The following is a 25,486-nucleotide window of genomic DNA, read 5'->3' as shown; positions in this document are numbered from 1 at the left end:
TTATTTATAATGTTTAGATTAAATGTATTTTATTTGTTATTTTTATATATGATTTTTTAAGTATATAATGTTAAGTACATTTAAACTAAAGTATCTTAATTTTTATTAGGGAAATCTTTAAAATAGAAAAGATTAAATTAAGCATATAAAAGCATAAGTAGACATATTCTACTTTCATATGATAAAATTACAAGAATGACTAAGAGGTGATCACATGTTAATTGAAATTAGAGGAAATAAACCTGAAGTTGGGGAAAGCACATTTATAGCTCACAGTAGTGATATTATTGGTGATGTTACTATAGGGAGAGATTGTGGAATTTGGTTCGGAGCTGTAATAAGAGGAGACGACAACTTAATTAAAATAGGAAATGAAACCAATGTACAAGATAACGCAGTATTGCATGTTGATAAAGAACACACTGTTGAAATCGGGAGTGGTGTTACTATAGGACATGGTGCTATAATACATGGGTGTAAGATAGAGGATGAATGCTTAATTGGTATGGGAGCAATAATATTAAATGGAGCAAAAATAGGAAAAAACACTATGATTGCTGCAGGAACTTTAGTAAGTCAAAACAAGGAAATACCAGAGGGCGTGTTAGTCATGGGAGTTCCAGGAAAGATTGTTAGAAAACTTACTGAGGATGAAATTGAAAGTATAAAAAATTCAAGAAGAGAATATGTAAAGATGAAAAATCTTTATATTAAATAAAGGAGGAGCTTATGATAATAAACATAGGACAATTTAATAAAATGAAAGTAGTAAGAGAAGCGGATTTTGGATACTACTTAGACAGAGGAACTAGAAATACTTCTGATGATATATTAATTCCAACTGGAAATTTAGATGGAAAAGAAATTAAGGTTGGAGATGAAGTAGAAGCTTTTATCTATAGAGATTCTAGAGATAGACTTATAGCTACATTAAAAGAGCCTTTAGCTGTTGTAGGAGATGTTGCCTTATTAGAAGTTAAATCTGTTACTAAAATAGGTGCTTTTGTAGACTTTGGTTTAGAAAGAGATATACTTGTTCCATTAAAAGAGCAAAAATACAAAATGGAAGAGGGTAAAAAGTACTTAGTATATATTTATGTAGATAAAACAGGAAGATTAGCAGCAACAACAGAGGTAGATAAATATTTAGATGAAATAGAAGAACCTAAAATGGGAACTGAAGTTTCAGGAATAGTTTATGGATATCAAACTAATGGATCTTTAAGAGTGGCAATAGATAATAAACATAGAGCTGTGGTTCTTAAAAATGAATATTTTACAAATATTAAACCTGGAGATAATATAAAAGGTAAGATAATAAAGGTTTATGAAGATGGAATAGTAGGATTATCTTTAAGAAATCATAAACTTAAGGAAAGAAATGAATTAGGAGAAACTATATTAAACTACTTAAAAGAAAATGGTGGAGTTATGAGCTTAAATGATAAGAGTACTCCAGATGAAATAAGAAATACTTTCAAAACTTCTAAAAATTACTTTAAAATGGCCTTAGGTGGATTAATGAAAAAAGGTTTAATTGAGCAAGATGAATTTGGTACTAGATTAAAATAATATGAATAGAGCTATATGGAGTTTTTACTCTATAGGCTCTTTTTTTATTATTATATTTAGTATAAAAAATAATTTTTGGGGGATTTTATTGGTATAGGTGGTGAATTTTATGAGAAAAATAAAAGTGAATGGAATAATATTTCTTATAAGTTTAATATCATGTTTATTCATTGGAGGTAATACTGCTTTGGCAAAGGAAAATCCTAATACTATAGAATTTCTAAGTTATGATGAAGAGATTATAATTTTAAGAAGCCCTAGTGAAACTATTCTTATAAGTGAAGGTGATAATGTAGAGGGAATCATAGAAGGAATAAATAAAGAAAATTTAAAGGAAATTGATTTGTTTGTTTTAAGATCTATGGAAGAAGAAACTGATGAATTTATGAAAACTTTGATAAATAAAAGTAGTGTAAATAAGATACTTATGCCTACTTTAAATGGAGTAAGTGAAGAGGTAAGTAATCTTATAAAGGAAAAAAATATAGAAATAGCATCTATGGAAGAGGGATTTAACTATAATAAGGAAAACATTTCTTTAAATGCAAAGAAAGTGGATAATTCTAAGGAGGGTATGATTTTTGCTACTGTAGATAATATTAAGCTAGCTGTTTTATCAGAAGAGGCTTATGACAGTGCAATTAACCTTAGTAATATAGAAGATTGTAGAGTTGAGATTTTAAATTTAATTGATTCAGAGAAAGAAAATAAAAAAGAAGTGAAAAAATTAGTTAAGAGGTTAAAACCTTTAGTTATAATAGATGATTTAGATAATGGGAAATCCATAGAAAAGTTAGGAGTAAAACATTACAACTTAAATGAAGAAAAAGGATTAAAAATAATGAGAGTTCTTGGAGAAAGTAAGGAATTTAAGGTTCTTTCAAAAAAGGAAGGTTACACATCAAAATAACTTTTTATAAAACTTACAAACATTATGAATAGAATAGATAGTAATTCTCGCAATATGTTTGTAAGTTTTATTATTATATTTTGATATAGATTCCTATCTGCTTTTTAAAGATATTTTTCTAAACCTTGATGAGAATTTCTCCTTTATTATTAAAAATATGAATATAGAAGCTGCTATAGAAGTTACAGCTAAAACTTGAACTCTAAAATCAATAAAAGAAAGCTTTAATGAAAGTGGGCTTAAGCATATATAGGTTAAAACTCCTGTTAATATATATATTAAGAAGTTTGATAAGGATAAACCTATGTTTATATTTTTATATATTTCATAAAGGTTTAAACAAAGAGAAAGTGATGAAATTACAAGCATAGTTATTGCATAACCATAAATATTTATAGATGGTATTGCAGTTAAGAAAAATAACAATGTAACTTCTAAAACTTCTGTTATTATAGTATTTCTTAAAATTACATTTTGTCTTCCAAGTCCATTTAAAATTCCATACATAGTGTTTGAAGTAAATACTATTGGCATCATTAATGATGTTATTCTTATATATTCTCCTAAATCATCTCTTCCAAAGAATAATTTGCCTAAAGAGTTAGGAACACATAGGCCAATTACTGTGGTACAAATACCTATTAAAAAAGCTATTTTAATAACATCTCTAATTCTTTTAGTAGCTGAAAGATAATTCCCTTTACTTAAAGTTTGAGATAAGTCAGGTATTAGCATAGTGTTTATTGAAGAAACTATAATTATAGGAAAAGTTACTATGGACATAGCCATGGAAGAATATTTTCCTATAAGAGAAAGTGCTTGGGAATAAGTAAATCCTGCAACTATAAGCCGTTTAGGAACTAAAAGTGTTGAGATAACGCTAAAAATACTCATTAAAAATCCATTTAAGCATAAAGGTACTGAGGTTACTAAAACATCAAATAATAACTGAGCACGGCTTTCCCCTTTTGCATTTGTTTTTGGAAATTTACTCATTGAGTATTTAAAATAGCCGAATAAAAGTATTAAACTTTGTAGTTCACCAAGACATAAGGCTAAGTAAGCTAAGGTAACTAAAGACTCTAAAGTTTCAGCTTTAAAAATAAAAATTAATATAGCTAAAACAAAAATACGTAAAGATTTTTCTAAAATATCTATAAAAGAAGGAACTGTGATTTTTGAAGTTCCATAGAAAAATCCCTTTAATATGTTTGAAAGTGCTATAAATATCATAGCTGGACAAGTTACCATTATAGATTTTATTATTCTAGGATCTTTAGCCCAAAAATGTCCGATTATAGGTGATAAGAAAAATACAAATATTCCTATTATAAGACACCAAATAAAATTAAAAATAGCCACAACTTTCATTGTTCGAATTATGTTTTTATAGTCATCTCTTGCTGAATATACAGCAGTTATCTTAGAAATGGATGCAATTATACCAGCTGTCATAATTGATATAAATAAATTATAAATAGGCATTATAATACCATAAAGCCCCATTCCTTCAGGGCCTAATACCTTTGATAGGTACATAGAAAATATAAAACCTAATAATCCAGTTGTTAAGTTAGAGGCTGTTAGCATGAAAGAGTTTTTATAGAAATCATTTTTACTCAATGAATCACCACCCTATTTAAAAGTTCAATAATAATGAATATTCACAACTTATGTTAAATATTCATTATATAGGAGGTAATTATTATTAATTATCTATGAGTTTATAATTGTGAAAATTTATTATTGAGGCTTTTTTTAGGGAGGAAATATGAAGAATTTTATAAAGTTTATAAGTTTGATTTTAATTAGTGCATTACTAGGAAGTATATTATGTTCTTTTACTAATAAAGATGGTAAATATTTAGAAAGTGAAAGCTTTAGTGAAGAGTTAATATTAAAAGGATTAAAGGGAGCGAGAGCCTTAAGTAATAATGAAGAGAATATTTATATAGCAGTAGAAAATAAGATTTTGAAAATAGATAGAAATAATAATGTGTTTTTGGAATTAAAAGAAGAGGGAAATATATATGATTTAGAATATTATAATGGATTTTTATATTATACTTTAGATGAAAAGTTAGTATCTTACAACATAAAAAGTTCAGAAAGAGAAGTTTTAATTGAGGACATTCCTAATAAGGGAATAAATAAAGAGGATACTAGGATTTTAATAAATGAAGGAAAGCTTTATTTAACCATAGGAACTTCTACAAATTCTGGCATAGTAGATGAAGAGGGAGAAAATCCTGATATTCCTCCAGTAGATATTGTTTTAAGTGGAAGAAATTATGATGAAAATAAAAAAGGAGCTTTTGTTCCATATAATACTAAGACATCAAAGGGAGAAAAAATAAAAGGAAATATATTAGGAAATGGAGCTATTATAGAACTTGATATAGAGAGCAAGAAAAAGCAATTATATTCTTATGGAATAAGAAATGTTAAAGGCTTTGATTTGAATAGTTCAGGAGAAATTTTTGCAATTGTTGGAGGAATTGAAGATGAGGGATATAGACCTTTAAGTGGGGATTCAGATTATATATACAAAATAGAAGGAAAAGGAACTTGGTATGGTTGGCCAGATTATAGTGGGGGAGATCCAGTTAATTCTCCAAGATTTAGAGAAGAAGGAAAACCTATAATTAACTTTGTAACAGATGCACATAAAAGCTATGTAATGCCTAAACCACTATACCAAAGTGAGAGTGTTGGGAATATAAATACATTATTAATAGACAGAGAAGGAACAATTTTGGGAGATGAAAATTCATTTTTATTCTTTAATAATAAAAATAATACTCTTTCAAAATTGTTAAAAGAGGGAGAGGTTAAAGAATTAATATATTTAGATAAAAATTCCTATATAAATGATATGAAGATAATATGGGGGAATCTTTATATATTAGATGGAAATAAAGGAGTACTTTTTAGATTAGAAAAAAGCGACTTAACAGATAACATACCTATTTATAATTACTTCGTTATATTAGGGATAAACTTTATATTCATTGGAGTTTTAGTTATTAAGTTTATATTATCTTTAAAGAAAAAATAAATTAAGTATTTAGTTTAAAATTTAAAAAGTAAAAAATAATTATAGAAAATAAAATTATAAGAGTAATTTTTTCTAATAAGCATAGAAAGAATTACTCTTTAAATGTATAATAGAAATTAATATGGAATAAATTGGGAGTGGTATTATGATTAGAGAAGTTATACTTGATATGAGTAACATAAATTTTAAAGGTAACACTTTAGATGTTGGTATAAATAACTATGGAATTATTTATAATATTTTAAAGCAAACAGAAAGTGAAATAAGTGTAGATTATTATGTTGAAAATTTTAATGGAGAATATAGAAATCAATATGATAATGGTGTGCTTTTCTTTTCTTTAAGTCAATTGCATAAAAATGAGGTTGAAGATGTTGTAAAAAACATATGGAGTAATGTGAGATTTGGAGGAAACTTATATATATGGGATAGAGAAAAACAAAAAAAAGAAACTGTAAATGATAAGGTTAAAGTTTTAATGACAGGAAACAAAGAAAAAGAGTTTGAATTTATAGACAATAGTATTTCTAATGAGTTTACAGTAGATAGCTCAAAAAAAATACTTGAAAAATATTTTGAAATAGAGGAAACTAAAGTTTGTGATAAAATAATATTTATCAAAGGAATAAAGAGAGGAAGTATAAATAATGAAAATACTGCTAACAGCAATAAACTCAAAGTACATTCACAGCAACCTAGCAGTGAGGTACCTGAAGGCATTTACAAAGGATTTAGATTTCCAAGGTGATATAAAAGAGTTTTCAATAAATGATAGAGTTGAGAATATTTTAGAAGGTATTATTGAGGAGAAACCAGATGTAGTGGCTTTCTCCTGTTACATATGGAATATGGAATTTGTAAATAGACTAGCTGAACTTATAAAACTTGTTGATCCTAATATAGAAATACTTTATGGCGGACCAGAAGTTTCTTATGAAGGAAAAGAATTTTTAGAAAATCATCCAGGTGAATATGTAATAGTAGGAGAAGGAGAAAAAACTTTTAGAGAGTTTGTTCTTTATAAGCTTGGAGAAGGAAAAATAGAAGATATAAAAGGCTTAAACTACAAGAGAGATGGGAAAGTATTTGAAAATCCTAAAAGACCTGAAATGGATATGAATGAATTAGTATTCCCTTATACTTATGAAGAAGATATAAACAATAAGATTGTTTACTATGAAGCTTCAAGGGGATGTCCTTTTAAATGTAAATATTGTCTTTCATCTGTAATGCATGGAGTTAGATTCTTAGATGTAGAAAGAGTAAAAAAAGAATTAAAATACTTCATGGAAAGAGGATTAAAACTAGTTAAGTTTGTTGATAGAACTTTTAACTGTAATAGAGAATATACAGTGGAGCTTCTTAAATATTTAAGCGAACAGGATACTGAGACAAGATTCCATTTTGAGGTTGCAGCAGATCTTTTAACAGAAGAGCAAATAGAAATATTAAATAATGCTCCAAAGGGAAGATTTCAGTTAGAGGTTGGAGTTCAAACTACAAATAATGAAGTCCTACATAATATAAATAGATATATTACATATGAAAATATAAAAGAGAAAGTATTAAAAGTTGCATCAGGAAAAAATGTAATGCAACATTTAGATTTAATTGCAGGACTATCAGGAGAAGATTTAGAGTCATTTAAAAAATCTTTTAATGATGTTCATGCCATAAGACCAGATGAAATTCAATTAGGTTTCCTAAAATTATTAAAGGGATCTTCAATGAGAGAAGAAGCTGAAAAGTGGGGAATAGTTTATTCACCTTATGCTCCATATGAAATAATCAGAAGTAAAGATATAAGTTATGAAGAGCTTTTATTATTAAAGAAAGTAGAAGCAATGGTTGATAAATACTATAATTCATGTAAATTTAACAATGTAATTAAATTCTTTTTAGATATATATGATAAGCCTTTTGATTTTTATTATGATTTAGCCATGTTCTTTGAGGAAAAGGGTAATTTCAAGAGAAGCATAGGAAATGTTGAATATTATAAGATATTATTAGATTTTTATCTTGAGAAGATAGGAGGAGAGGATGAAGGTCTATTTAAGGAAGTTTTAAAATTCGACTATTTATGCTTTAATAAAAAGAGATGGTTACCAGACTTTTTAGTTAGAACCATTACAAAAGAAGATGAGCAGAATATAAAAGATAGTTTTGATAGACAAATGCCATTTAAGAAAGCTCATATAGAAAAATTTGAAGTAGATATAATTAATTACATTAAAAATGGGAAAATTAACTTTGAACCAAAATATCTTATATTTGATGAAATGAATTTTGACTATGATTCATATGTAGAAGTGGAAATGAAATAAATGGAAAATTAAAAATTTATTAGTATATTAGTCGTATTAATATACAATATATAAAGATATTAATACGACTTTTTTGTAAATGTTAATAATTTTAATCTTTTATTCAAAAAAATGTAATGTGGATTTTTGCAAAAAAACCTCTGAAAATGTATACATACATAAAATTATGTTGAATTAAGTTAATTTTCATGTATAATTAATATTAAGGGTTAATTAATACTATATAAAGTATTAATATATATTTTATAAAAATTCCTTATATAAAGGTGGTGAAACTTTGGCAATAGAAGCAATAAAAGAAATTAAAAAAGTTGAATTGCAAGCTGATGAAATGATTAAAAAAGCTCATGAGCAAAGCAAAAAAATAATTTCTGATGCAACAATAGAAGCTGATGAAAGATATAACTCAATAATAGAAGAAGCTAAAAATGTTGCAAGAGAAATTGTTAGCAATGCAGAGGAAGCCGGAAGAAAAGAGGCTGAGGTCATACTTTCAGAAGGTGAAAAACAATGTGCTGAGGTATCAAGTCTTAAAGGTTCTAAGATTGATTCAGCAGTAAATTTAGTTATTGAGAGGATTGTGAAAACTAATGGCAATAGTTAAGATGAATAAATTCACCTTACTTGCCTTTGAATCAGAGAAAGAAAAGCTTCTTAAAAAAATTCAAAGTTCTTCAGAAGTTGAGTTCATAAACTTACAAGATGAAGAAAAAGTGGAAGGCAATGAAGTCTTTGAATCTCTTAGCAAAGATGATTTAGATGCTGAAACAACTCTTATAGAAGAAAATGTTTCAAAAACAAGATCAGCTTTAGACTTCTTAAAAGAGTTTGTTGCTGAAGTTGGAGGATTTAAGGCTTTAAAAGCTGGTAAAGAAAGCTTAACTTTGGATGAGCTAGAAGTAAAGGTTGAAAATAGCAACTGGGAAGTCGTTTATTCAGAGGTTAAGAAAATGGAGAGAGAGCTTGCTACTCTAGAAAACGAAAAGACAAAACTTTTAGGTGAAATAGAAATCTTAGAGCCATGGCAAAGTTTCGATGCTCCACTAGGTGAATTAAATAGTTTTGAAAAAGTAGTTACATTCTTAGGTGTAATTTCAAGTCAAAATCTTGAAAACATGAAGAATGAAATTGAAAGCGAATTCAAGGAAAGTTATATAGAAGTTATTTCTAACACTGACCAAGATTCATATGTCTTTGTAATGACAATGAAAGAAAGAGCTGAAGAAATGGACGAAGTTTTAAAGAACTTTGGTTTTTCAGCATTCCAAACTAAGTACAAAGAAAAAGCTTCAGTTCTTGTTGAAGAGTTTAAATTAAAAATAAAAGAAATCGAAGCTCAAAAAGCAGACTTAAGAGGAGTACTTTCAAATTATAGAGAAGAAAAGAGAACTTTAGAATTAGCTTATGAATATTACAGCAACATACTTCTTAGAAAAGAAGCAAGTGAAAACTTCTTAAAAACAGATAGAGTAGTTGTTATTCAAGGTTGGGTTCCTAAAAATGATAATTCTTCTTTAGAAGGAATAATTCAAAGTTCAGTAGGAGATATGTATTATCTTGAGTTTGAAGAAGTTAAGGAAGAAGAGGTTGCAGAAGTTCCAGTTAAATTACACAATAAGGGACCAGCAGCAGCTTTCGATTCAATAACAGAAATGTATAGCTTACCAAGATATGATGAAATAGACCCTACACCACTTTTAACACCTTTCTACCTAGTATTCTTTGGCATGATGGTTGCGGACTTAGGATACGGACTAGTATTATTTGCAGGATCACTATTAGCTATGAAATTACTTAATTTAGATGAGGCACAAGAAAAGTTTGCTAAATTCTTTATGTATTTAAGTATAGCTACAACTATTGCAGGTGCAATATTTGGTACTGCCTTTGGATTTGAATTGAAATTTGGACTTATAAATCCAAGTAAAGATACCAACTTGTTACTAATTTTATCAGTTGGATTTGGGGTTATTCAAATCTTCTTTGGATTATTTATAAAAGCGTACATGTTAATCAGAGATAAGCAATATTTATATGCTTTATTTGATGTAGGATCATGGATTATGCTTTTAATAGGTCTTCCAATGATATTCTTTGATGGTCCTATAAGCTTAGTAGGTAAAGTATTATCAATAGTAGGTTCAATATTAATAATCTTAACACAAGGTAGAGATGAAGAAACAAAAGGTGCTCAAATAGGTCAAGGTTTATATGCCTTATACGGTATAACAGGATACGTAGGAGACTTAGTATCATATACAAGACTTATGGCTTTAGGTATTGCAGGTGGATCAATAGCAGCTGCACTTAACCTAATAATAGGTATGTTCCCTGGAATAGCAGTTATAATTGTAGGACCTCTATTCTTTATAGCAGCTCATACATTTAACATGCTTTTATCATTACTTGGAGCATATGTTCATACAGCGAGATTACAGTACGTTGAGTACTTCTCAAAATTCTATGAAGGTGGCGGAAAAGCATTCACACCATTTAGAACAATAAATAAATTTATAACAATAAAAAGAAATAAATAAATTATAGTTAAAATTAAATTAAAATAACATTATATTTTCAGGAGGAATTAAATTATGGAAAACTGGATTTCATATTTTATGGCAAATTACGGAGGATTAATATTTGGAGCTTTTGGAATAGCATTAGCTGTAGGTATGTCAGGTATAGGATCAGCTAAAGGTGTTGGTATAGTTGGGGAAGCAGCAGCAGGATTAGTTACTGAAGAACCAGAAAAGTTTGGTAAAGCATTAGTTCTTGAATTATTACCAGGTACACAAGGTCTTTATGGATTCGTTATAGGTTTCTTAGTATTTAACCAAATCAGTAATGGTGATGCATCATTAGCTAAAGGCTTATACTTATTATTTGCTTGTTTACCAATAGCTATCGCTGGATTATGGTCAGGTATATCTCAAGGTAAAGCAGCTGCAGCTGGTATCCAAATCTTAGCTAAAAGACCAGAGCACAATACTAAAGGTATCATATTCGCAGCAATGGTTGAAACATATGCATTATTAGGATTCGTTATATCATTCTTATTAGTAAATGGTGCAAGCGTAATAAAATAGTAAGCAAAGATTGGAGAAGTGAAGGGAATGTCAAATTTAAATAATTTAACTTCCAAGATTCTAAATGATGCTGAAGAAAAGAAAAAGTATATATTAGCTGACGCTGAAGCCCAAAAAGATAAAATAATATCTAAGAAAACTAATAGAGCAGAAGCGGATAAAGAAGAAATAATAACTAAAGCTAATATAGAAGCAGAAGTTAAAAAAGCAAGAATAATTTCAAATGCTAAATTATCAGTAAGAAATGATATGTTAAGAGCTAAGCAAGACGTTATATCAAAAGTATTTAACGAAGCTATAGAAAAATTACAAAATCTTTCTAATGGAGATTATAAATACTATGTTATCTCAACTTTAGATTCTTTAGAGTTAGAAGGAACAGAAGTTATTATAATCAATGAAAAAGATAAAGATATATTTAGCAATGAGTTCTTGGAAGCATTAAATAAAGAACTTGAATCTAAAGGAAAAAAAGGAAGTATTACATTAAATATGGAAGGCAAATTTAATGGTGGCTTCATATTAGATAGAAATGGAATACAAATAAATAATACCTTTGAAGCTTTAATTAACTCTTTAAGAGGAGAGTTAGAGTTTGAGGTGAACAAAGTATTATTTGATTAAGGAGGATGAAGAATGGATTCAATGCAATTTTTGCAATTAATTCCTAGAATCAGAGTATACGAAAAGAAACTCCTTGATAAAGCTCAAATAGAAAGAATGATAGATGCAAACACTTCAGAAGGTGCATTAAAAGTTCTACAAGAAACAGAGTATGCAGCATTTATGAATGAAGTAAGAAGACCAGATGATTATGAAATTCTTTTATCAAATGAGTTAGTTAGATTATATAAAACTATGTATGAAGCTAGTCCTTTAAAAGAAATCATAGATGTTATGGCTTTAAAATATGACTATCATAACATAAAAGTGTTAGTTAAGGGGAAAATCTTAGATAAAGATTTTTCCCAAATGCTAATACCAGTTGGTATGGTAGGAATAAATGATTTAAAATCTGCAATAAATGGAGAAGATTTTGGTAGACTTCCTAAGAAAATGGAAGAGTGCTTAAGAAAAATATTTGAAAAGTTTGAGGAAACTAATGATCCTCAATTTATAGATTTAATCGCAGATCAATACTTATATGCTCATATTCATGAAATTGCAAATAAGAAAAATATAAAAGATAAGGCTTTAGATAGATATCTTACTAATCTTATAGATTTAAATAATGTGAAAACATTATTAAGAGCTAAAAAGCAAGATAAAAATGTTAACTTCTTTTTAGATGCTATAGTACCAGGTGGTAGTATAGATGCAAGTAAGTTTAGAAGTTTATACTTAGATACAATCGAAAATATTCCAAACAACTTAAGTAGTAAAGAATATTCACAAGTACTAAGAGAAGGTATAGCTAGTTACATAGAGACTTCATCAGTTAGTGAATTTGAAAAGCTTATTGATAATCACATAATGAGTATAATGAAGGAAGCTAAAATAGTAACTAAAGGTTTAGAGCCAGTTTTAACATATATGTATGTTAAAGAGAATGAAATAAAGCAAATAAGAACTATCATGGTTGGTAAATTAAACAATATTACTAAGGAAGTAATAAGAGAAAGGCTGCGTGATGGATATGTATAAGAAAATAGGAGTTGTAGGTGATAAAGATTCAGTTTTAGCTTTCAAAGCTCTTGGAATAGATGTGTTCCCTGTAGTTGAGGATGAAGAAGCTAGAAAAACAATTGATAAGCTTGCAATGACAGGTTATGCAGTAATCTTTGTTACAGAGCACGTAGCTAAGAATATAGAAGAAACTATCGAGAGATATACAAGACAAGTACTTCCTGCTGTAATATTAATTCCAAGCAATCAAGGAACTCTAAATATAGGAAAACAAAGAATATCAGATAACGTTGAAAAAGCAGTTGGCGTTAACATTTTATAGAAAGTAGGTAGATAACTTGAAAACGGGGAAAATTATCAAGGTTTCAGGTCCTTTAGTAGTTGCTGAAGGTATGGATGAAGCTAATGTATATGACGTTGTAAAAGTTGGAGAAAAAGGTCTTATCGGAGAGATCATTGAAATGAGAGGAGATAAGGCTTCAATCCAGGTATATGAAGAAACATCAGGTATTGGACCTGGGGACCCAGTTATAACTACTGGAGAACCACTTTCAGTAGAGTTAGGACCAGGACTTATAGAGTCAATGTTCGATGGAATACAAAGACCTCTAGACGCTTTCATGAAAGCAGCTAATTCTGCTTTCTTAAGTAAAGGGGTAGAAGTTAAATCTTTAAATAGAGAGAAAAAATGGCCTTTTATGCCAACTGCTAAGGTTGGAGATAAGGTTTCAGCTGGAGACGTAATAGGAACAGTTCAAGAGACTGCCGTTGTTCTTCATAGAATAATGGTTCCTTTCGGCGTTGAAGGTACAATAAAAGAAATCAAAGCTGGAGATTTCAATGTAGAAGAAGTTATCGCTGTAGTAGAAACTGAAAAAGGTGATAAGAACTTAACATTAATGCAAAAATGGCCTGTAAGAAAAGGTAGACCATATGCAAGAAAATTAAATCCAGTTGAACCAATGACTACAGGACAAAGAGTTATAGATACTTTCTTCCCAGTAGCTAAAGGTGGAGCTGCTGCCGTTCCAGGACCTTTCGGAGCTGGTAAAACAGTAGTTCAGCACCAAGTTGCTAAATGGGGAGATACTGAGATAGTTGTTTACGTTGGATGTGGAGAACGTGGTAACGAGATGACAGACGTTCTTAACGAATTCCCAGAACTTAAAGACCCTAAAACTGGGGAAAGCTTAATGAAGAGAACAGTTCTTATAGCTAATACATCTAACATGCCAGTTGCTGCCAGAGAAGCATCAATATATACTGGTATAACAATAGCAGAGTATTTTAGAGATATGGGATACTCAGTATCAATCATGGCTGACTCAACTTCACGTTGGGCAGAGGCTCTAAGAGAAATGTCAGGAAGACTTGAAGAAATGCCAGGAGACGAAGGTTACCCAGCATACTTAGGATCAAGACTTGCTGATTACTATGAAAGAGCTGGTAAAGTTGTAGCTTTAGGTAAAGATGGAAGAGAAGGAGCTGTTACAGCTATCGGAGCAGTATCCCCTCCAGGAGGAGATATATCTGAGCCAGTTACACAATCAACTTTAAGAATAGTTAAAGTTTTCTGGGGACTAGATGCTCAATTAGCATACAAGAGACACTTCCCATCAATTAACTGGTTAACATCATACTCATTATACTTAGAAAAAATGGGTGAATGGATGGATGCTCACGTAGCAGACGATTGGTCAGCATTAAGAACAGAAGCTATGGCACTTCTTCAAGAAGAAGCAAACTTAGAAGAAATAGTAAGACTTGTTGGTATGGATGCACTTTCAGAAGGTGATAGATTAAAACTTGAAGTTGCTAAATCAATAAGAGAAGACTATTTACAACAAAACGCATTCCATGAGAATGACACATATACTTCATTAAATAAACAGTACAAAATGTTAAACTTAATCTTAAGTTTCAAACATGAGGCTGAAAAAGCTTTAGAAGCTGGAGTTTATTTAGATAAAGTATTAAAACTTCCTGTTAGAGATAGAATTGCAAGAAGTAAATATATTTCAGAAGAAGAAATAAGTAAGATGGATGACATCTTAGTTGAATTAAAATCAGAGATGAACAAGTTAATCAGCGAGGGAGGTGTTCTAAATGCTTAAAGAGTACAGAACAGTTACAGAAGTTGTAGGACCCTTAATGGCTGTTGAAGGCGTGGAAGGTGTTAAATACGATGAACTAGTTGAAATAGAAATGCAAACTGGTGAGTTAAGAAGAGGTAAAGTTCTTGAAGTTAACGGAGATAAAGCTATGGTTCAGCTTTTTGAAGGTTCAGCAGGAATCAACCTTAAAAATACAAAAGTAAGATTCTTAGGAAGACCACTTGAAATTGGTGTTTCTGAAGACATGTTAGGAAGAGTATTCGATGGTATGGGAAGACCAAAAGACAATGGTCCAAACATAATACCAGAGAAGAGATTAGATATAAATGGAGAAGCTATAAACCCAGTTGCTAGAAACTATCCATCAGAATTTATTCAAACTGGTATTTCTGCAATAGATGGACTTAACACTCTAGTTAGAGGACAAAAACTTCCTGTTTTCTCAGGATCAGGTCTTCCACACAAAGAGTTAGCTGCTCAAATTGCAAGACAAGCAAAAGTTTTAAACTCAGATTCTAAGTTCGCAGTTGTATTCGCTGCTATAGGTATAACTTTCGAAGAAGCTGAATTCTTCGTAGATGAGTTCACAAAAACTGGTGCTATAGATAGATCAGTTCTATTCATGAACTTAGCATCAGACCCAGCTATCGAGAGAATAGCTACTCCAAGAATGGCATTAACTACTGCTGAGTATTTAGCATATGAAAAAGGAATGCACGTTCTTGTTATAATGACAGATATAACAAACTACTGTGAAGCTTTAAGAGAAGTTTCTGCAGCTAGAAAAGAGGTTCCAGGAAGAAGAGGATATCCAGGATACTTATACACTGACCTTTCAACATTATATGAAAGAGCAGGAAGATTAGTTGGAAAAGAAGGTTCAATAACTCAAATTCCAATATTAACAATGCCTGAAGATGATAAAACTCACCCAATTCCAGACTTAACTGGATACATCACTGAGGGACAAATAATCCTTTCAAGAGAACTTTATAAGAAAGGAATAATGCCTCCAATAGATGTTTTACCATCATTATCAAGACTTAAAGATAAGGGTATTGGTAAAGGAAAAACTAGAGAAGATCACGCTGATACAATGAACCAATTATTCTCAGCATATGCTCAAGGTAAGCAAGCAAAAGAACTTGCTGCTATCTTAGGAGAATCAGCATTATCAGATGTAGATAAAGCATACGCTAAATTTGCTGAAGCTTTCGAAAATGAATATGTTTCACAAGGTTTCACAACTAACAGAACAATAGAGGAAACTCTAAATCTTGGATGGAAATTACTTAAGATCTTACCTAGAACAGAGCTTAAGAGAATTAGAGATGAATATCTTGAAAAGTATATGCCTGTTGGAGAGGATGAGTAAGAATGGCACAAAGATTAAATGTCAATCCTACTAGAATGGAACTCTCAAAGCTAAAGAAAAGATTAGCAACAGCAACAAGAGGACATAAATTATTAAAAGATAAGCAAGATGAGTTAATGAGACAATTCATAAATCTTATCAAATATAATAATCAATTAAGAGATGAAGTTGAAAAAGAACTAGGAAGTTCCTTAAAAGACTTCGTTATGGCTAGAGCTGTTATGAGTTCAGAGTTCCTAGAGGAAGCTATAGCATACCCTAAAGAAGAAATTGAGGTTGAAATGGGAAATAAAAACATAATGAGTGTAAATGTACCTATAATGAACTTCAAAAGAAAATTAGAAGGTGATGAAGGTAGTATTTATCCTTATGGCTTTATGAATACTTCAGCTGAACTTGATGATGCAATTTCTAAACTATATGGAATTTTGCCAAAGTTATTAGAACTTGCAGAAGTTGAGAAATCTGGTCAGCTTATGGCAGACGAGATAGAGAAGACAAGAAGAAGAGTTAACGCTCTTGAATATATGACAATTCCTCAATTAAAAGAAACTATCAGATACATCAGAATGAAGCTTGATGAAAATGAGAGAAGTGCCTTAACAAGACTTATGAAAGTTAAGTCTATGATAGAGCAAAGAGGATAATATATTTAAATTAATAAAAAAGGCAATCTTATGTTAATAAAACATCAAGATTTGCCTTTTTTCTTTACTATTTTCAAAATAAAATGTATAATCTTATTAAGCAAAATAGATATTTTAATATAATAAAAATTTTAATAATATCTTTATATATGTAAAATATCTAAAAATATGGTATAATAAGTAAATATTATACTGAAATAATAGGGGGGGCTTAAAATGAACAGTGTTATGAATTTAACAACTTTAGAACAAATAAAAGCATATTCAGATCCTTATAGGCTGAAGATAATAACTTATCTTAGAAATAATCAAGAATCTGCTACGGTAAAGGAAATTGCTGATTTTTTTGGGGAAGTACCAGCAAAAGTTCATTACCACATTAAAAAATTAGAAAAAGCAGGCATCTTAGAGCTTGTAAAAACAAAAGAAATAAAGGGAATAATAGCAAAATATTATTATCTAACTGCAGAAAGCTTCAACATAGAGGGAAATCAAATTAAAAATGAAGCTAAGCAAGTATACAAATCTCAAATATTAAATATTCTAAGTGAATATTATGATAGTTCAAAGGAACAAACTATGAAAAGAATATCTGAGAAAGTAGATACTGGTAATGCAGAAGATTCTATAGGTTTCAATTATAAGAACATATACTTAAATGAAGAAGAGTTTAAAGAAGTAAATAGACAAATGAGAGAACTGGTTAAAAAATACGAAAGAAAAGAAGAAGGGAAAATCCCATGTCATGTATTTTCAGTTTGCTTAAAACATGAAATAGAATAATTCTTAAAATACGATTAAATTTCTTAATTAGTGATATAATAAAAAGTGATAAAATAATTTTAATTAAAATGTCATTAATATGACTTATTAATCTACTAGAATAGTATATGTAAGAAAAAATGTTTTTAATACAGAGGGAGAAAAAATGATTAAGTATTTAATTGTAATGCTTATTCCTTTTGTCATAGTATATTTATTAATGCCAAAGTTTATTGAATTTGCAAATGAAAAGGGTTTTGTTGATAAGCCTACAGGTAGAAAAAAGCATGATAAATTAACACCTTTAATAGGTGGGGTTGTTATGTATATAGGATTTTTTGCAACATACCTTTTTGGAATAGATTCTACAAGGCAATTATCACAAACTTTTATTATATTTATAGCATCTACTTTGGTAATAATAATAGGAGTGATTGATGACTATTATAAGGGAAAGGGCAAAGAGTTTCCGATTTATCCAAGAGTTATAATTCAAATTTTAGCTGCAACTATGGTTTTTAAAGCTGGGATTGTTTTTAGGGGTATAACTAATCCATTTACTGGAGAGTTTACTCAATTTTCAGGATGGATTCAATATATACTTACAATAACATGGATTTTTGGGGTTACTACAGTAATAAACTGGTCTGATGGAATGGATGGATTAGCAGGAAGCATTTCCATAATATCTGCTATGACTATGTTTGTTGTTGCTCTTGCAAAAGGACAATTTAACTCTGCATATATGTCAATAACTCTAGTAGGGTCAATATTAGCCTTTTTAAGATATAATAGACATCCAGCGCGGGTATTTATGGGTGATTCAGGTGCTAACTTTTTAGGGTTTATTTTAGCTATTATAGCCTTAGAAGGTGCTTTTAAGCAAGCAACAGCATTATCTATATTAGTGCCAGTATTAGCCTTAGGAGTTCCTATTTTTGATAATATCTTTGTAATTTTTAGAAGATTTCAATCTGGAAAGCCTGTTTATGAAGCTGATAGAAGCCAAATACATTATAGGCTACAAGAAAGAGGAATGTCTGTAAAGCAAATTGTGTCATATATATGCATACTAAGTGGATGTTTAAGTTTAGTATCATTATTAATAATTATGATAATATTATAAGTATTGACTGTCTTTAAAGTATAATAAGTTTTAACTTAGATGCTTTAAAGACAGTCAATAATATTTTACAGAGAATATAATATATAATTTATTAGTGAAAAATTTATATTTTTATGTTTTAATATATTTATAGGAATTTTGAAAGGAGAAGTTAAATGGCTGTTAAGAAAATAGTTCAAATAGGACATGAAGCTTTAAAAAAAGTTTCAGAACCTGTTAAAGATGTTAATGAAGTTAAAGGATTAATACAAGATTTAAAAGATACATTAGCAACTGTAGAAGGAATAGGATTAGCTGCACCTCAAATAGCAGTTAATAAAAGAGTTGTTTATATAAATTTTGGAGATGGTGAGAATGAATATGTTCTTATAAATCCAGAGGTAACAGGAGTTTCAAAGGAAACTTATGAAGACTATGAAGGTTGTTTAAGCTATGTAATGCATGAGGGATTAGTTGAAAGACCAAGAGCAGTAAGAATACAAGCTTTAAATGAAAATGGTGAATTAAAAATTTATGAAGCTCAAGACCTTTTAGCAAGATGTTTCTTGCATGAGATAGATCATTTAGAAGGTATTATGTATGTTGATAGAGCTAAAGAAATGTACGAATTAGTAGAAAAGTAAATAGCTAGTTTAAGAGTATAGATTTTAAAATCTATACTCTTTTTTTATATTTTTATAAAAAAAGTCTTGATTATCGTTTACAAAAGTATTATTATATAGTTAATCGGTTCAGTGAAGCGGTTAACTAGGGAGGGATATTAATGAATAAGATATGTGTACTTGGAAGTATGAATATGGATTTAGTTTTAAAGGTTAAAGATATGCCTAAAGTAGGAGAAACTATACTTTCTAAGTCATTTCAAAAAATAGCTGGTGGAAAAGGAGCTAATCAAGCTGTAGCGGCTAAAAGAAGTGGTGCAGAAGTTTTCATGATTTCTAAAATAGGAAAAGATGAAAATGGAAGAGAGTTAAGAGATAAATTAGTAGAAGATAATATAGATGTTAAATATGTTTTTGAAGATAGAATAGAGCCAACTGGAATGGCTTTAATAATGGTAAATGATAATGGAAATAATTCAATAATTGTTAATGCTGGTTCAAATATGACATTAACAAAGGAGGAAATACATAGTGCTGAAAATTTAATAAAAGAATCAGATATTATAATTTCACAATTTGAAACACCAGAGGATATTACAATAGAAGCATTTAAAATAGCTAAGGAGAATGGAAAAGTTACAATATTAAATCCAGCTCCAGCTAAAAAAATAAAAGATGAATTATTAAATTATACAGATATAATAGTTCCAAATGAGACAGAAGCAGAGCTGTTAACTGGAATTGAAATAAAAGATATAGAAGATGCTAAAAAGGCTGGTGAGATATTCTTAGGTAAAGGAGTTAAGTTTGTAATTATTACTCTTGGTGAAAAGGGAGCGGCTTTAATAGGAGAAGAGTTTTGTGAAATAGTTCCAGCTTATAGAGTTAATGCAATAGATACTACAGCAGCTGGAGATAGCTTCATTGGAGGTTTAAGTTCAAAGTTAGATACTAAAAATTTAGGAAGAGAGACTTTAAGTAGCTCCATAAGATTTGGAAATAAGGTATCATCAATAGCAGTACAAAGAAAAGGAGCTCAACCATCAATACCATATTTAGAGGAAGTTTTAGAAGTTTATAAGGGAGAAGAGTAATTATGAGAAAAACAAGTTTATTAAATAGTAACATAAGTTCAGTCATATCAAAGATGGGACATACTGATATGTTGGCTATAGGGGATTGTGGATTACCTATACCAAAGGAAACTGAGAGAATAGACTTAGCTTTAATAAAAGGTGTACCAGGCTTTATAGAAACTTTAAAAGCTATTTTAGAAGAATTACAAGTAGAAGAGGTACTTATTGCTGAGGAAACAGAAGAAGTAAGTCCAGAATTATTTAAAGAAATAAAAGAGATTATAAAAGATACTAAAATAACTTTTATATCACATGAGGAATTAAAGAAAGAATTAAAAGATTGTAAGGCAGTTGTTAGAACTGGAGAACAAACTCCATATGCAAATATAATCTTAAAATCAGGGGTTGTTTTTTAAAAAGTTTAAAAAAGAATATTCTACTCATCATTTATTGAGTAGAATATTCTTTGCAAAATAGGAATTATTTTGGGAGGTGTAGTAAATGGGTGAAAGAACACCAATGCTAAAAATGGTAGGTGTATCAAAATCCTTTCCAGGAGTCAAAGCTTTAGATAATGTTAGTTTAATGGCTTATGGTGGAGAAGTTACTGCTTTGATGGGAGAAAATGGAGCAGGGAAATCAACTTTAATGAAAATACTAAGTGGAGTATATAAAAAAGATGAAGGTAAAATATTCATTGAAGGAAGTGAAGTAGAAGTAAAGGGAATTAAATCAGCAGAAGAAGCTGGCATAACAATAATTCACCAAGAACTTAGTGTTTTAAATAACTTAACTGTTTCAGAAAATATATTTTTAGGTAATGAAAAACATAGTAAATTTACAGGAAGAATAAATAAAAAGTTATTAGATGAAAGAAGTAAAATGTTCTTAGAACAAATAGGCTGTGATATAGATCCCGATAGACTAGTTAGTACTCTTAATGTAGGTGAAAAGCAAATGATAGAAATAGCAAAAGCTTTAACTAAGAATGCTAGAATAATTATTATGGACGAGCCTACTACAGCCTTAACTGATGTAGAGACTGAAAACCTTTTTAAAGTAATAGAGAATTTAAGAAAAAAGGGAATAGCAATAATATACATATCACATAGAATGGAAGAAATATTTAAAATATGTCATAGAGTAGAAGTATTAAGAGATGGTAAATATGCAGGAAGTGCAGAAATAAAAGACATAGATAATGATAAGCTTATAGCAATGATGGTTGGAAGAACCATAGAGGACCAATTTCCATATAGAGATATTAAAAAAGGAGATTTAGCTTTAGAAGTTAAAAATCTTAGCTGTAAGGAAGGAGTTAAAGGAGCTTCATTTACTCTTAGAAAGGGAGAAATATTAGGAATTGCAGGTCTTATGGGATCAGGAAGAACAGAGCTTGCAAAAACAATATTTGGAGAATATAAAAGAACAAGTGGTGAAATTTCTTTAAATGGAAGTCATATTAATATAAATTGCATAAGTGATGCCATAAATAATGGTATATGTTATCTTTCAGAGGATAGAAAAAAAGAGGGATGTATTTTAGGAATGTCTGTTGGAGAAAATATGACCTTATGTAACTTAAAGAAATATGAGAATAAGTTTAAATCTCTTGACAAAAAAGAAGAAGCAAAGGATATAGAGTACTATATTAAGAAGATAAACATAAAAACTCCAAATAAGGAACAATTTATTAAGAATTTAAGTGGAGGTAATCAACAGAAGGTTATACTTGCTAAATGGCTTATGTTATCTCCAGAAGTATTAATAATTGACGAGCCAACTAGAGGAATAGACGTAGGGGCAAAGAAAGAAATTTATGAACTTTTAAATGAACTTAAAGCTAGTGGAAAAGCCATAATAATGATTTCTTCAGATTTACCAGAGGTTTTAGGAATTAGTGATAGAATTATGGTTATGAGTGAAGGAAGAATCTCTGGTGAATTAAATAGAGATGAAGCAAACCAAGAAAGTATAATGAAATTAGCCGTTGGAATAAACAATTAGGGAGGATTACATAATGAAAGCGAATGTTAAAGCAAATATATCTAAATATAAATCTCTTATAGGACTAGTATTATTATGTATAGTTATTACTATAGTTACTCCAAACTTTTTAAGTGTATCTAATATAACTAACGTATTTACACAAGTTTCAGTTAATGCAATCATAGCAATAGGTATGACTTTTGTAATTTTAACTGGTGGAATAGACTTATCAGTTGGATCTACTTTAGCTATTAGTGGTGCCGTTGGGGCTTCTATTGTTAAGTCGACTGGAAACGTATTCTTAGCGATTATAGTGGCAGCTGTTATTGGTATAGCAGTTGGATTAATAAATGGTTTATTAGTATCAAAAGGAAAATTACAAGCATTCATAGTTACTTTAGCTACAATGACAATATTTAGAGGGGCTACTTTAGTATTTACAGATGGTACTCCAATATCAAAATTACCTGAAGCTTTTGTTAAAATAGGAAATGGTAAACTTGGATTTATGCCAATACCAGTTATAATAACAATAATAATAGCAATCATAGCAGTATATGCTTTATCACAAACAAGATTTGGAAGATATTTATATGCTTTAGGTGGAAATGAAGATGCTTCAAGATTATCAGGAATAAATACAGATAAGATAAAAACTTTAGTTTATGTAGTATCAGGTTTTGCTTCAGCTATTGCAGGGGTAATAATAACAAGTAGAATAGGATCTGCTTCACCTAATGCAGGAACAGGATTTGAATTAGATGCTATCGCTGCTGTAGTAATAGGAGGAACTTCTTTAGCAGGGGGAGAAGGAACAATCACAGGTACTTTAATAGGTGCTCTTATTATAGGTGTACTTAATAATGGATTAAACCTTATGAATGTATCACCATTCTATCAATCAATAGTAAAAGGTTTAGTTATATTAATAGCAGTACTTTTAGATAAAAAGAGCAGAAAAAATTAAGAAGCTTAAGAGGTGAGTTTTATGCATATAAATAAAAAGATATTTTCAGTTGGATTAATACTCATGATGCTTATGACTTCATTTATGGGATGTACAAAGAACAATAAACCTAAAATAGGTATGGTTGTATCAACACTTAATAACCCATTCTTTGTAAATATGAAAGATGGAGCAGAAAAAGAGGCAGAAAAATTAGGGTATGATTTAGTAGTATTAGATTCTCAAAATGATCCAGCAAAGGAAAGAGCAAATGTAGAGGATTTAGTACAATTAGGAGTTATTGCCTTACTTATAAATCCAACAGATAGTGATGCTGTAGTTAAGACTGTTGAGGTAGCTAATAAGAGTAATATTCCAGTAATAACATTAGATAGACAAGCTAATGGTGGAAAAATAACAAGCCATATAGCTTCAGATAATATAAAAGGTGGAGAAATGGCTGCTGAGTATGTATTAGATAAATTCAAAGATGAAAAAGGACCAATAAATGTAGTTGAGATACAAGGTATTCCAGGTGCATCAGCTACTAGAGATAGGGGAGAAGGATTCCATAATATAATGGATAAAAATGATAAATTTAACTTTGTTTCAATACAAGCTGCTGATTTTGATAGACAAAAAGGCCTTCAAGTTATGGAAAATATAATACAAGCTAATCCTAATATACAAGTTGTATTTGCTCACAATGATGAAATGGCTTTAGGGGCAGTTAAAGCAATTAAGGCTAGTGGAATAAATGCATTAGTTATAGGATTCGATGGAAATGATGATGCTAAAGATTCCATAGATGCTAATGAAATGACAGCTACAATAGCTCAACAACCAGATTTAATTGGAGCATTAGGAGTAGAATTAGCTAATAAGATATATAAGGGTGAAAGCATTAAAGATAAAATAGCAGCAGACCTTAAGGTATATACTAAATAATTAGTAAAATTTCAGATTTGTTTTGATTAATAATATTAAATAATGCTTGTATATGCTAAATAGTAGGGGTATAGGTAGTCATAATATGGTATAATTACTGTTGTTATAAAAGGAAGCGGACAAGAGGTGTTGCGTAAAATGGGAAAAACTACATTACTAGACATAGCTAAAGCAGTAAATGTATCAAAGACCACTGTATCTATGGTGTTAAATAATAAAGAAATAAATGTTTCAAAAGAAACTAGAGAAAAAATATTTAAAGCTGCAAAAGATATGAATTATATACCAAATTCATTAGCTAGAAGCCTAAGTACTAAAAAGAGTTATACTTTAGGTATGATAATACCAGATATTCAAAACCCCTTTTTCTCAGAAATGGCAAAGGCCATAGAAATTGAAAGTGAAAAGCATGGTTATAGTATTATTTTGTGCAACACTCTCAATGAAAAAAAGAAGGAAGAGGAATACTTAAAACTTTTAATTAGTAAATTAGTAGATGGTGTTATAATAGCAGCCTGTGGTGATGGTAAAGAGTGGATTAAAATTCTAAAAAATAATAAGATTCCTTTTGTTATGATTGATAGAATGGTTTCAGATGAAAAAAATGCTAATGGTGTATTTTGTGATAACAAGAAAGGTGTTGAATTAGGGGTAAATTACTTAGTTAATAAAGGTAAGAAGCATATTGCCTTTGTTACAGGAAAGGCTAATTTAGAAATAGCTAATTTAAGACTAGAAGGTTTCAAAAATACGGCAAAGAGCTTAGGAATATCTAGTGAGACCATAATAGAAGAATCTGATTTCTCTATGGAAGGTGGAATAAATGCCACAGAGAGAATAATTAAAAATAATAAAAAGGTAGATGCAATTTTTTATAGTAGTGATGTTATGGCAATTGGAGGTATGAAATACTTAATAAGAAACGGATATAAAATACCTGAAGATATAAGCATATTAGGTTATGATAATATAAACATTTGTTCTTATATGGAGCCAGAATTAACTACCATAGCTCAACCAATATATAAAATTGGGGAATCTTCTTGTAAACTACTTATGGATTTAATAAACAATAAATCTTTAAAAAGCAAAATAATAAATTTAGAGCCTTCTTTAGTAGAGAGGGGAACAGTAAAATAATTAAATGAGGTTGTGTCAAAAGTTAATAATAAGACTTACAAACATATTCCGAGAATTACTAGATTTCGCTAAGAATTTATAATCATTACTCCGAAGATATTACTAAAGCTTCGAAACTTGCTTCGCTTCGAACAGTCTCAGCTTTTTAACGTAATATCTTCTCCGTAATAATTTAAATTCTA

The 25,486-nt window shown here is 29.6% G+C and carries 25 protein-coding genes; 24 read left to right on the top strand and 1 reads right to left on the bottom strand.

Features of this window, described 5'->3' with window-relative positions; all coding sequences use genetic code 11:
* The first annotated feature begins 214 nt into the window (after nt 1–214).
* From ACYUCG_RS06615 to ACYUCG_RS06605, 3 genes are all read left to right on the top strand, one after another.
* A complete protein-coding gene (locus ACYUCG_RS06615) occupies nt 215–718 on the top strand; it encodes a gamma carbonic anhydrase family protein (protein WP_460268342.1) in 504 nt (167 codons plus the stop codon).
* 11 nt (nt 719–729) lie between these two features.
* Entirely contained in the window at nt 730–1,572 is an 843-nt protein-coding gene (locus tag ACYUCG_RS06610) for a CvfB family protein (RefSeq protein ID WP_460268341.1), read from the top strand.
* Nucleotides 1,573–1,681: 109 nt separating this feature from the next.
* Nucleotides 1,682–2,482 carry a hypothetical protein gene (locus ACYUCG_RS06605; RefSeq protein ID WP_460268340.1) on the top strand — a complete coding sequence of 267 codons (801 nt, stop codon included), beginning with the start codon at nt 1,682–1,684 and terminating at the stop codon, nt 2,480–2,482.
* Between the two features lie 93 nt (nt 2,483–2,575).
* On the opposite strand, the gene spoVB is transcribed toward ACYUCG_RS06605, so the two are convergent.
* A complete protein-coding gene (gene spoVB, locus ACYUCG_RS06600; RefSeq protein WP_460268339.1) occupies nt 2,576–4,105 on the bottom strand; it encodes a stage V sporulation protein B in 1,530 nt (509 codons plus the stop codon).
* 148 nt (nt 4,106–4,253) lie between these two features.
* On the opposite strand from spoVB, the gene ACYUCG_RS06595 reads away from it, so the two are divergent.
* From ACYUCG_RS06595 to ACYUCG_RS06495, 21 genes are all read left to right on the top strand, one after another.
* Entirely contained in the window at nt 4,254–5,540 is a 1,287-nt protein-coding gene (locus tag ACYUCG_RS06595; protein ID WP_283677846.1) for a PQQ-dependent sugar dehydrogenase, read from the top strand.
* A gap of 145 nt (nt 5,541–5,685) precedes the next feature.
* Complete coding sequence (locus ACYUCG_RS06590) at nt 5,686–6,288, top strand: hypothetical protein (protein ID WP_060796092.1); 603 nt, start codon at nt 5,686–5,688, stop codon at nt 6,286–6,288.
* Entirely contained in the window at nt 6,188–7,867 is a 1,680-nt protein-coding gene (locus ACYUCG_RS06585) for a B12-binding domain-containing radical SAM protein (protein ID WP_460268338.1), read from the top strand. The genes ACYUCG_RS06590 and ACYUCG_RS06585 overlap by 101 nt, the downstream gene beginning before the upstream one ends.
* Before the next feature lie 277 nt (nt 7,868–8,144).
* Complete coding sequence (gene ahaH, locus ACYUCG_RS06580) at nt 8,145–8,471, top strand: ATP synthase archaeal subunit H (RefSeq protein ID WP_421750160.1); 327 nt, start codon at nt 8,145–8,147, stop codon at nt 8,469–8,471.
* The gene (locus tag ACYUCG_RS06575) at nt 8,458–10,404 is read left to right on the top strand and encodes a V-type ATP synthase subunit I (protein ID WP_460268337.1); all 1,947 of its coding nucleotides are present in this window, start codon (nt 8,458–8,460) and stop codon (nt 10,402–10,404) included. The genes ahaH and ACYUCG_RS06575 overlap by 14 nt, the downstream gene beginning before the upstream one ends.
* A gap of 54 nt (nt 10,405–10,458) precedes the next feature.
* Nucleotides 10,459–10,953, top strand: a complete 495-nt coding sequence (locus ACYUCG_RS06570; protein ID WP_003449657.1) for a V-type ATP synthase subunit K — start codon at nt 10,459–10,461, stop codon at nt 10,951–10,953.
* Nucleotides 10,954–10,980: 27 nt separating this feature from the next.
* Nucleotides 10,981–11,577: a V-type ATP synthase subunit E gene (locus ACYUCG_RS06565; protein WP_003449544.1), complete on the top strand. Its 597-nt coding sequence runs from the start codon at nt 10,981–10,983 to the stop codon at nt 11,575–11,577.
* Nucleotides 11,578–11,589: 12 nt separating this feature from the next.
* Nucleotides 11,590–12,597 (top strand): V-type ATP synthase subunit C, encoded by a 1,008-nt coding sequence (locus ACYUCG_RS06560; RefSeq protein WP_195466384.1) that lies wholly within the window; start codon nt 11,590–11,592, stop codon nt 12,595–12,597.
* On the top strand, nt 12,584–12,901 hold the full coding sequence (locus tag ACYUCG_RS06555) for a V-type ATP synthase subunit F (protein ID WP_003449642.1): 318 nt from the start codon (nt 12,584–12,586) through the stop codon (nt 12,899–12,901). The genes ACYUCG_RS06560 and ACYUCG_RS06555 overlap by 14 nt, the downstream gene beginning before the upstream one ends.
* A 16-nt stretch (nt 12,902–12,917) precedes the next feature.
* Nucleotides 12,918–14,693, top strand: coding sequence for a V-type ATP synthase subunit A (locus ACYUCG_RS06550; protein ID WP_003455930.1), 1,776 nt, complete (start codon nt 12,918–12,920; stop codon nt 14,691–14,693).
* Nucleotides 14,686–16,068: a V-type ATP synthase subunit B gene (locus ACYUCG_RS06545; RefSeq protein ID WP_003449785.1), complete on the top strand. Its 1,383-nt coding sequence runs from the start codon at nt 14,686–14,688 to the stop codon at nt 16,066–16,068. Before ACYUCG_RS06550 ends, ACYUCG_RS06545 begins: the two co-directional genes overlap by 8 nt.
* A gap of 2 nt (nt 16,069–16,070) precedes the next feature.
* On the top strand, nt 16,071–16,715 hold the full coding sequence (locus ACYUCG_RS06540) for a V-type ATP synthase subunit D (RefSeq protein WP_460268336.1): 645 nt from the start codon (nt 16,071–16,073) through the stop codon (nt 16,713–16,715).
* Between the two features lie 216 nt (nt 16,716–16,931).
* On the top strand, nt 16,932–17,498 hold the full coding sequence (locus ACYUCG_RS06535; protein WP_283677842.1) for a helix-turn-helix domain-containing protein: 567 nt from the start codon (nt 16,932–16,934) through the stop codon (nt 17,496–17,498).
* 145 nt (nt 17,499–17,643) lie between these two features.
* Nucleotides 17,644–18,603, top strand: coding sequence for an MraY family glycosyltransferase (locus tag ACYUCG_RS06530; RefSeq protein WP_003465120.1), 960 nt, complete (start codon nt 17,644–17,646; stop codon nt 18,601–18,603).
* A gap of 155 nt (nt 18,604–18,758) precedes the next feature.
* A complete protein-coding gene (def, locus tag ACYUCG_RS06525; RefSeq protein WP_060796088.1) occupies nt 18,759–19,226 on the top strand; it encodes a peptide deformylase in 468 nt (155 codons plus the stop codon).
* Nucleotides 19,227–19,366: 140 nt separating this feature from the next.
* On the top strand, nt 19,367–20,299 hold the full coding sequence (gene rbsK, locus ACYUCG_RS06520) for a ribokinase (protein ID WP_283704632.1): 933 nt from the start codon (nt 19,367–19,369) through the stop codon (nt 20,297–20,299).
* Nucleotides 20,300–20,301: 2 nt separating this feature from the next.
* Nucleotides 20,302–20,697, top strand: a complete 396-nt coding sequence (gene rbsD, locus ACYUCG_RS06515) for a D-ribose pyranase (RefSeq protein ID WP_060796086.1) — start codon at nt 20,302–20,304, stop codon at nt 20,695–20,697.
* Between the two features lie 85 nt (nt 20,698–20,782).
* Complete coding sequence (locus tag ACYUCG_RS06510; protein WP_460268334.1) at nt 20,783–22,288, top strand: sugar ABC transporter ATP-binding protein; 1,506 nt, start codon at nt 20,783–20,785, stop codon at nt 22,286–22,288.
* 13 nt (nt 22,289–22,301) lie between these two features.
* Nucleotides 22,302–23,237 (top strand): ABC transporter permease, encoded by a 936-nt coding sequence (locus tag ACYUCG_RS06505; RefSeq protein WP_003456058.1) that lies wholly within the window; start codon nt 22,302–22,304, stop codon nt 23,235–23,237.
* Between the two features lie 21 nt (nt 23,238–23,258).
* Nucleotides 23,259–24,164 carry a ribose ABC transporter substrate-binding protein RbsB gene (gene rbsB, locus ACYUCG_RS06500; RefSeq protein ID WP_060796084.1) on the top strand — a complete coding sequence of 302 codons (906 nt, stop codon included), beginning with the start codon at nt 23,259–23,261 and terminating at the stop codon, nt 24,162–24,164.
* 138 nt (nt 24,165–24,302) lie between these two features.
* Nucleotides 24,303–25,304: a LacI family DNA-binding transcriptional regulator gene (locus ACYUCG_RS06495; protein ID WP_283704630.1), complete on the top strand. Its 1,002-nt coding sequence runs from the start codon at nt 24,303–24,305 to the stop codon at nt 25,302–25,304.
* Nucleotides 25,305–25,486 lie beyond the last annotated feature (182 nt).

The sequence above is a fragment of the Clostridium sp. CTA-17 genome (genome assembly GCF_054767895.1).
Note: the sequence above shows the minus strand (reverse complement) of the source record. Positions and strands in the feature narration are given on the sequence as shown.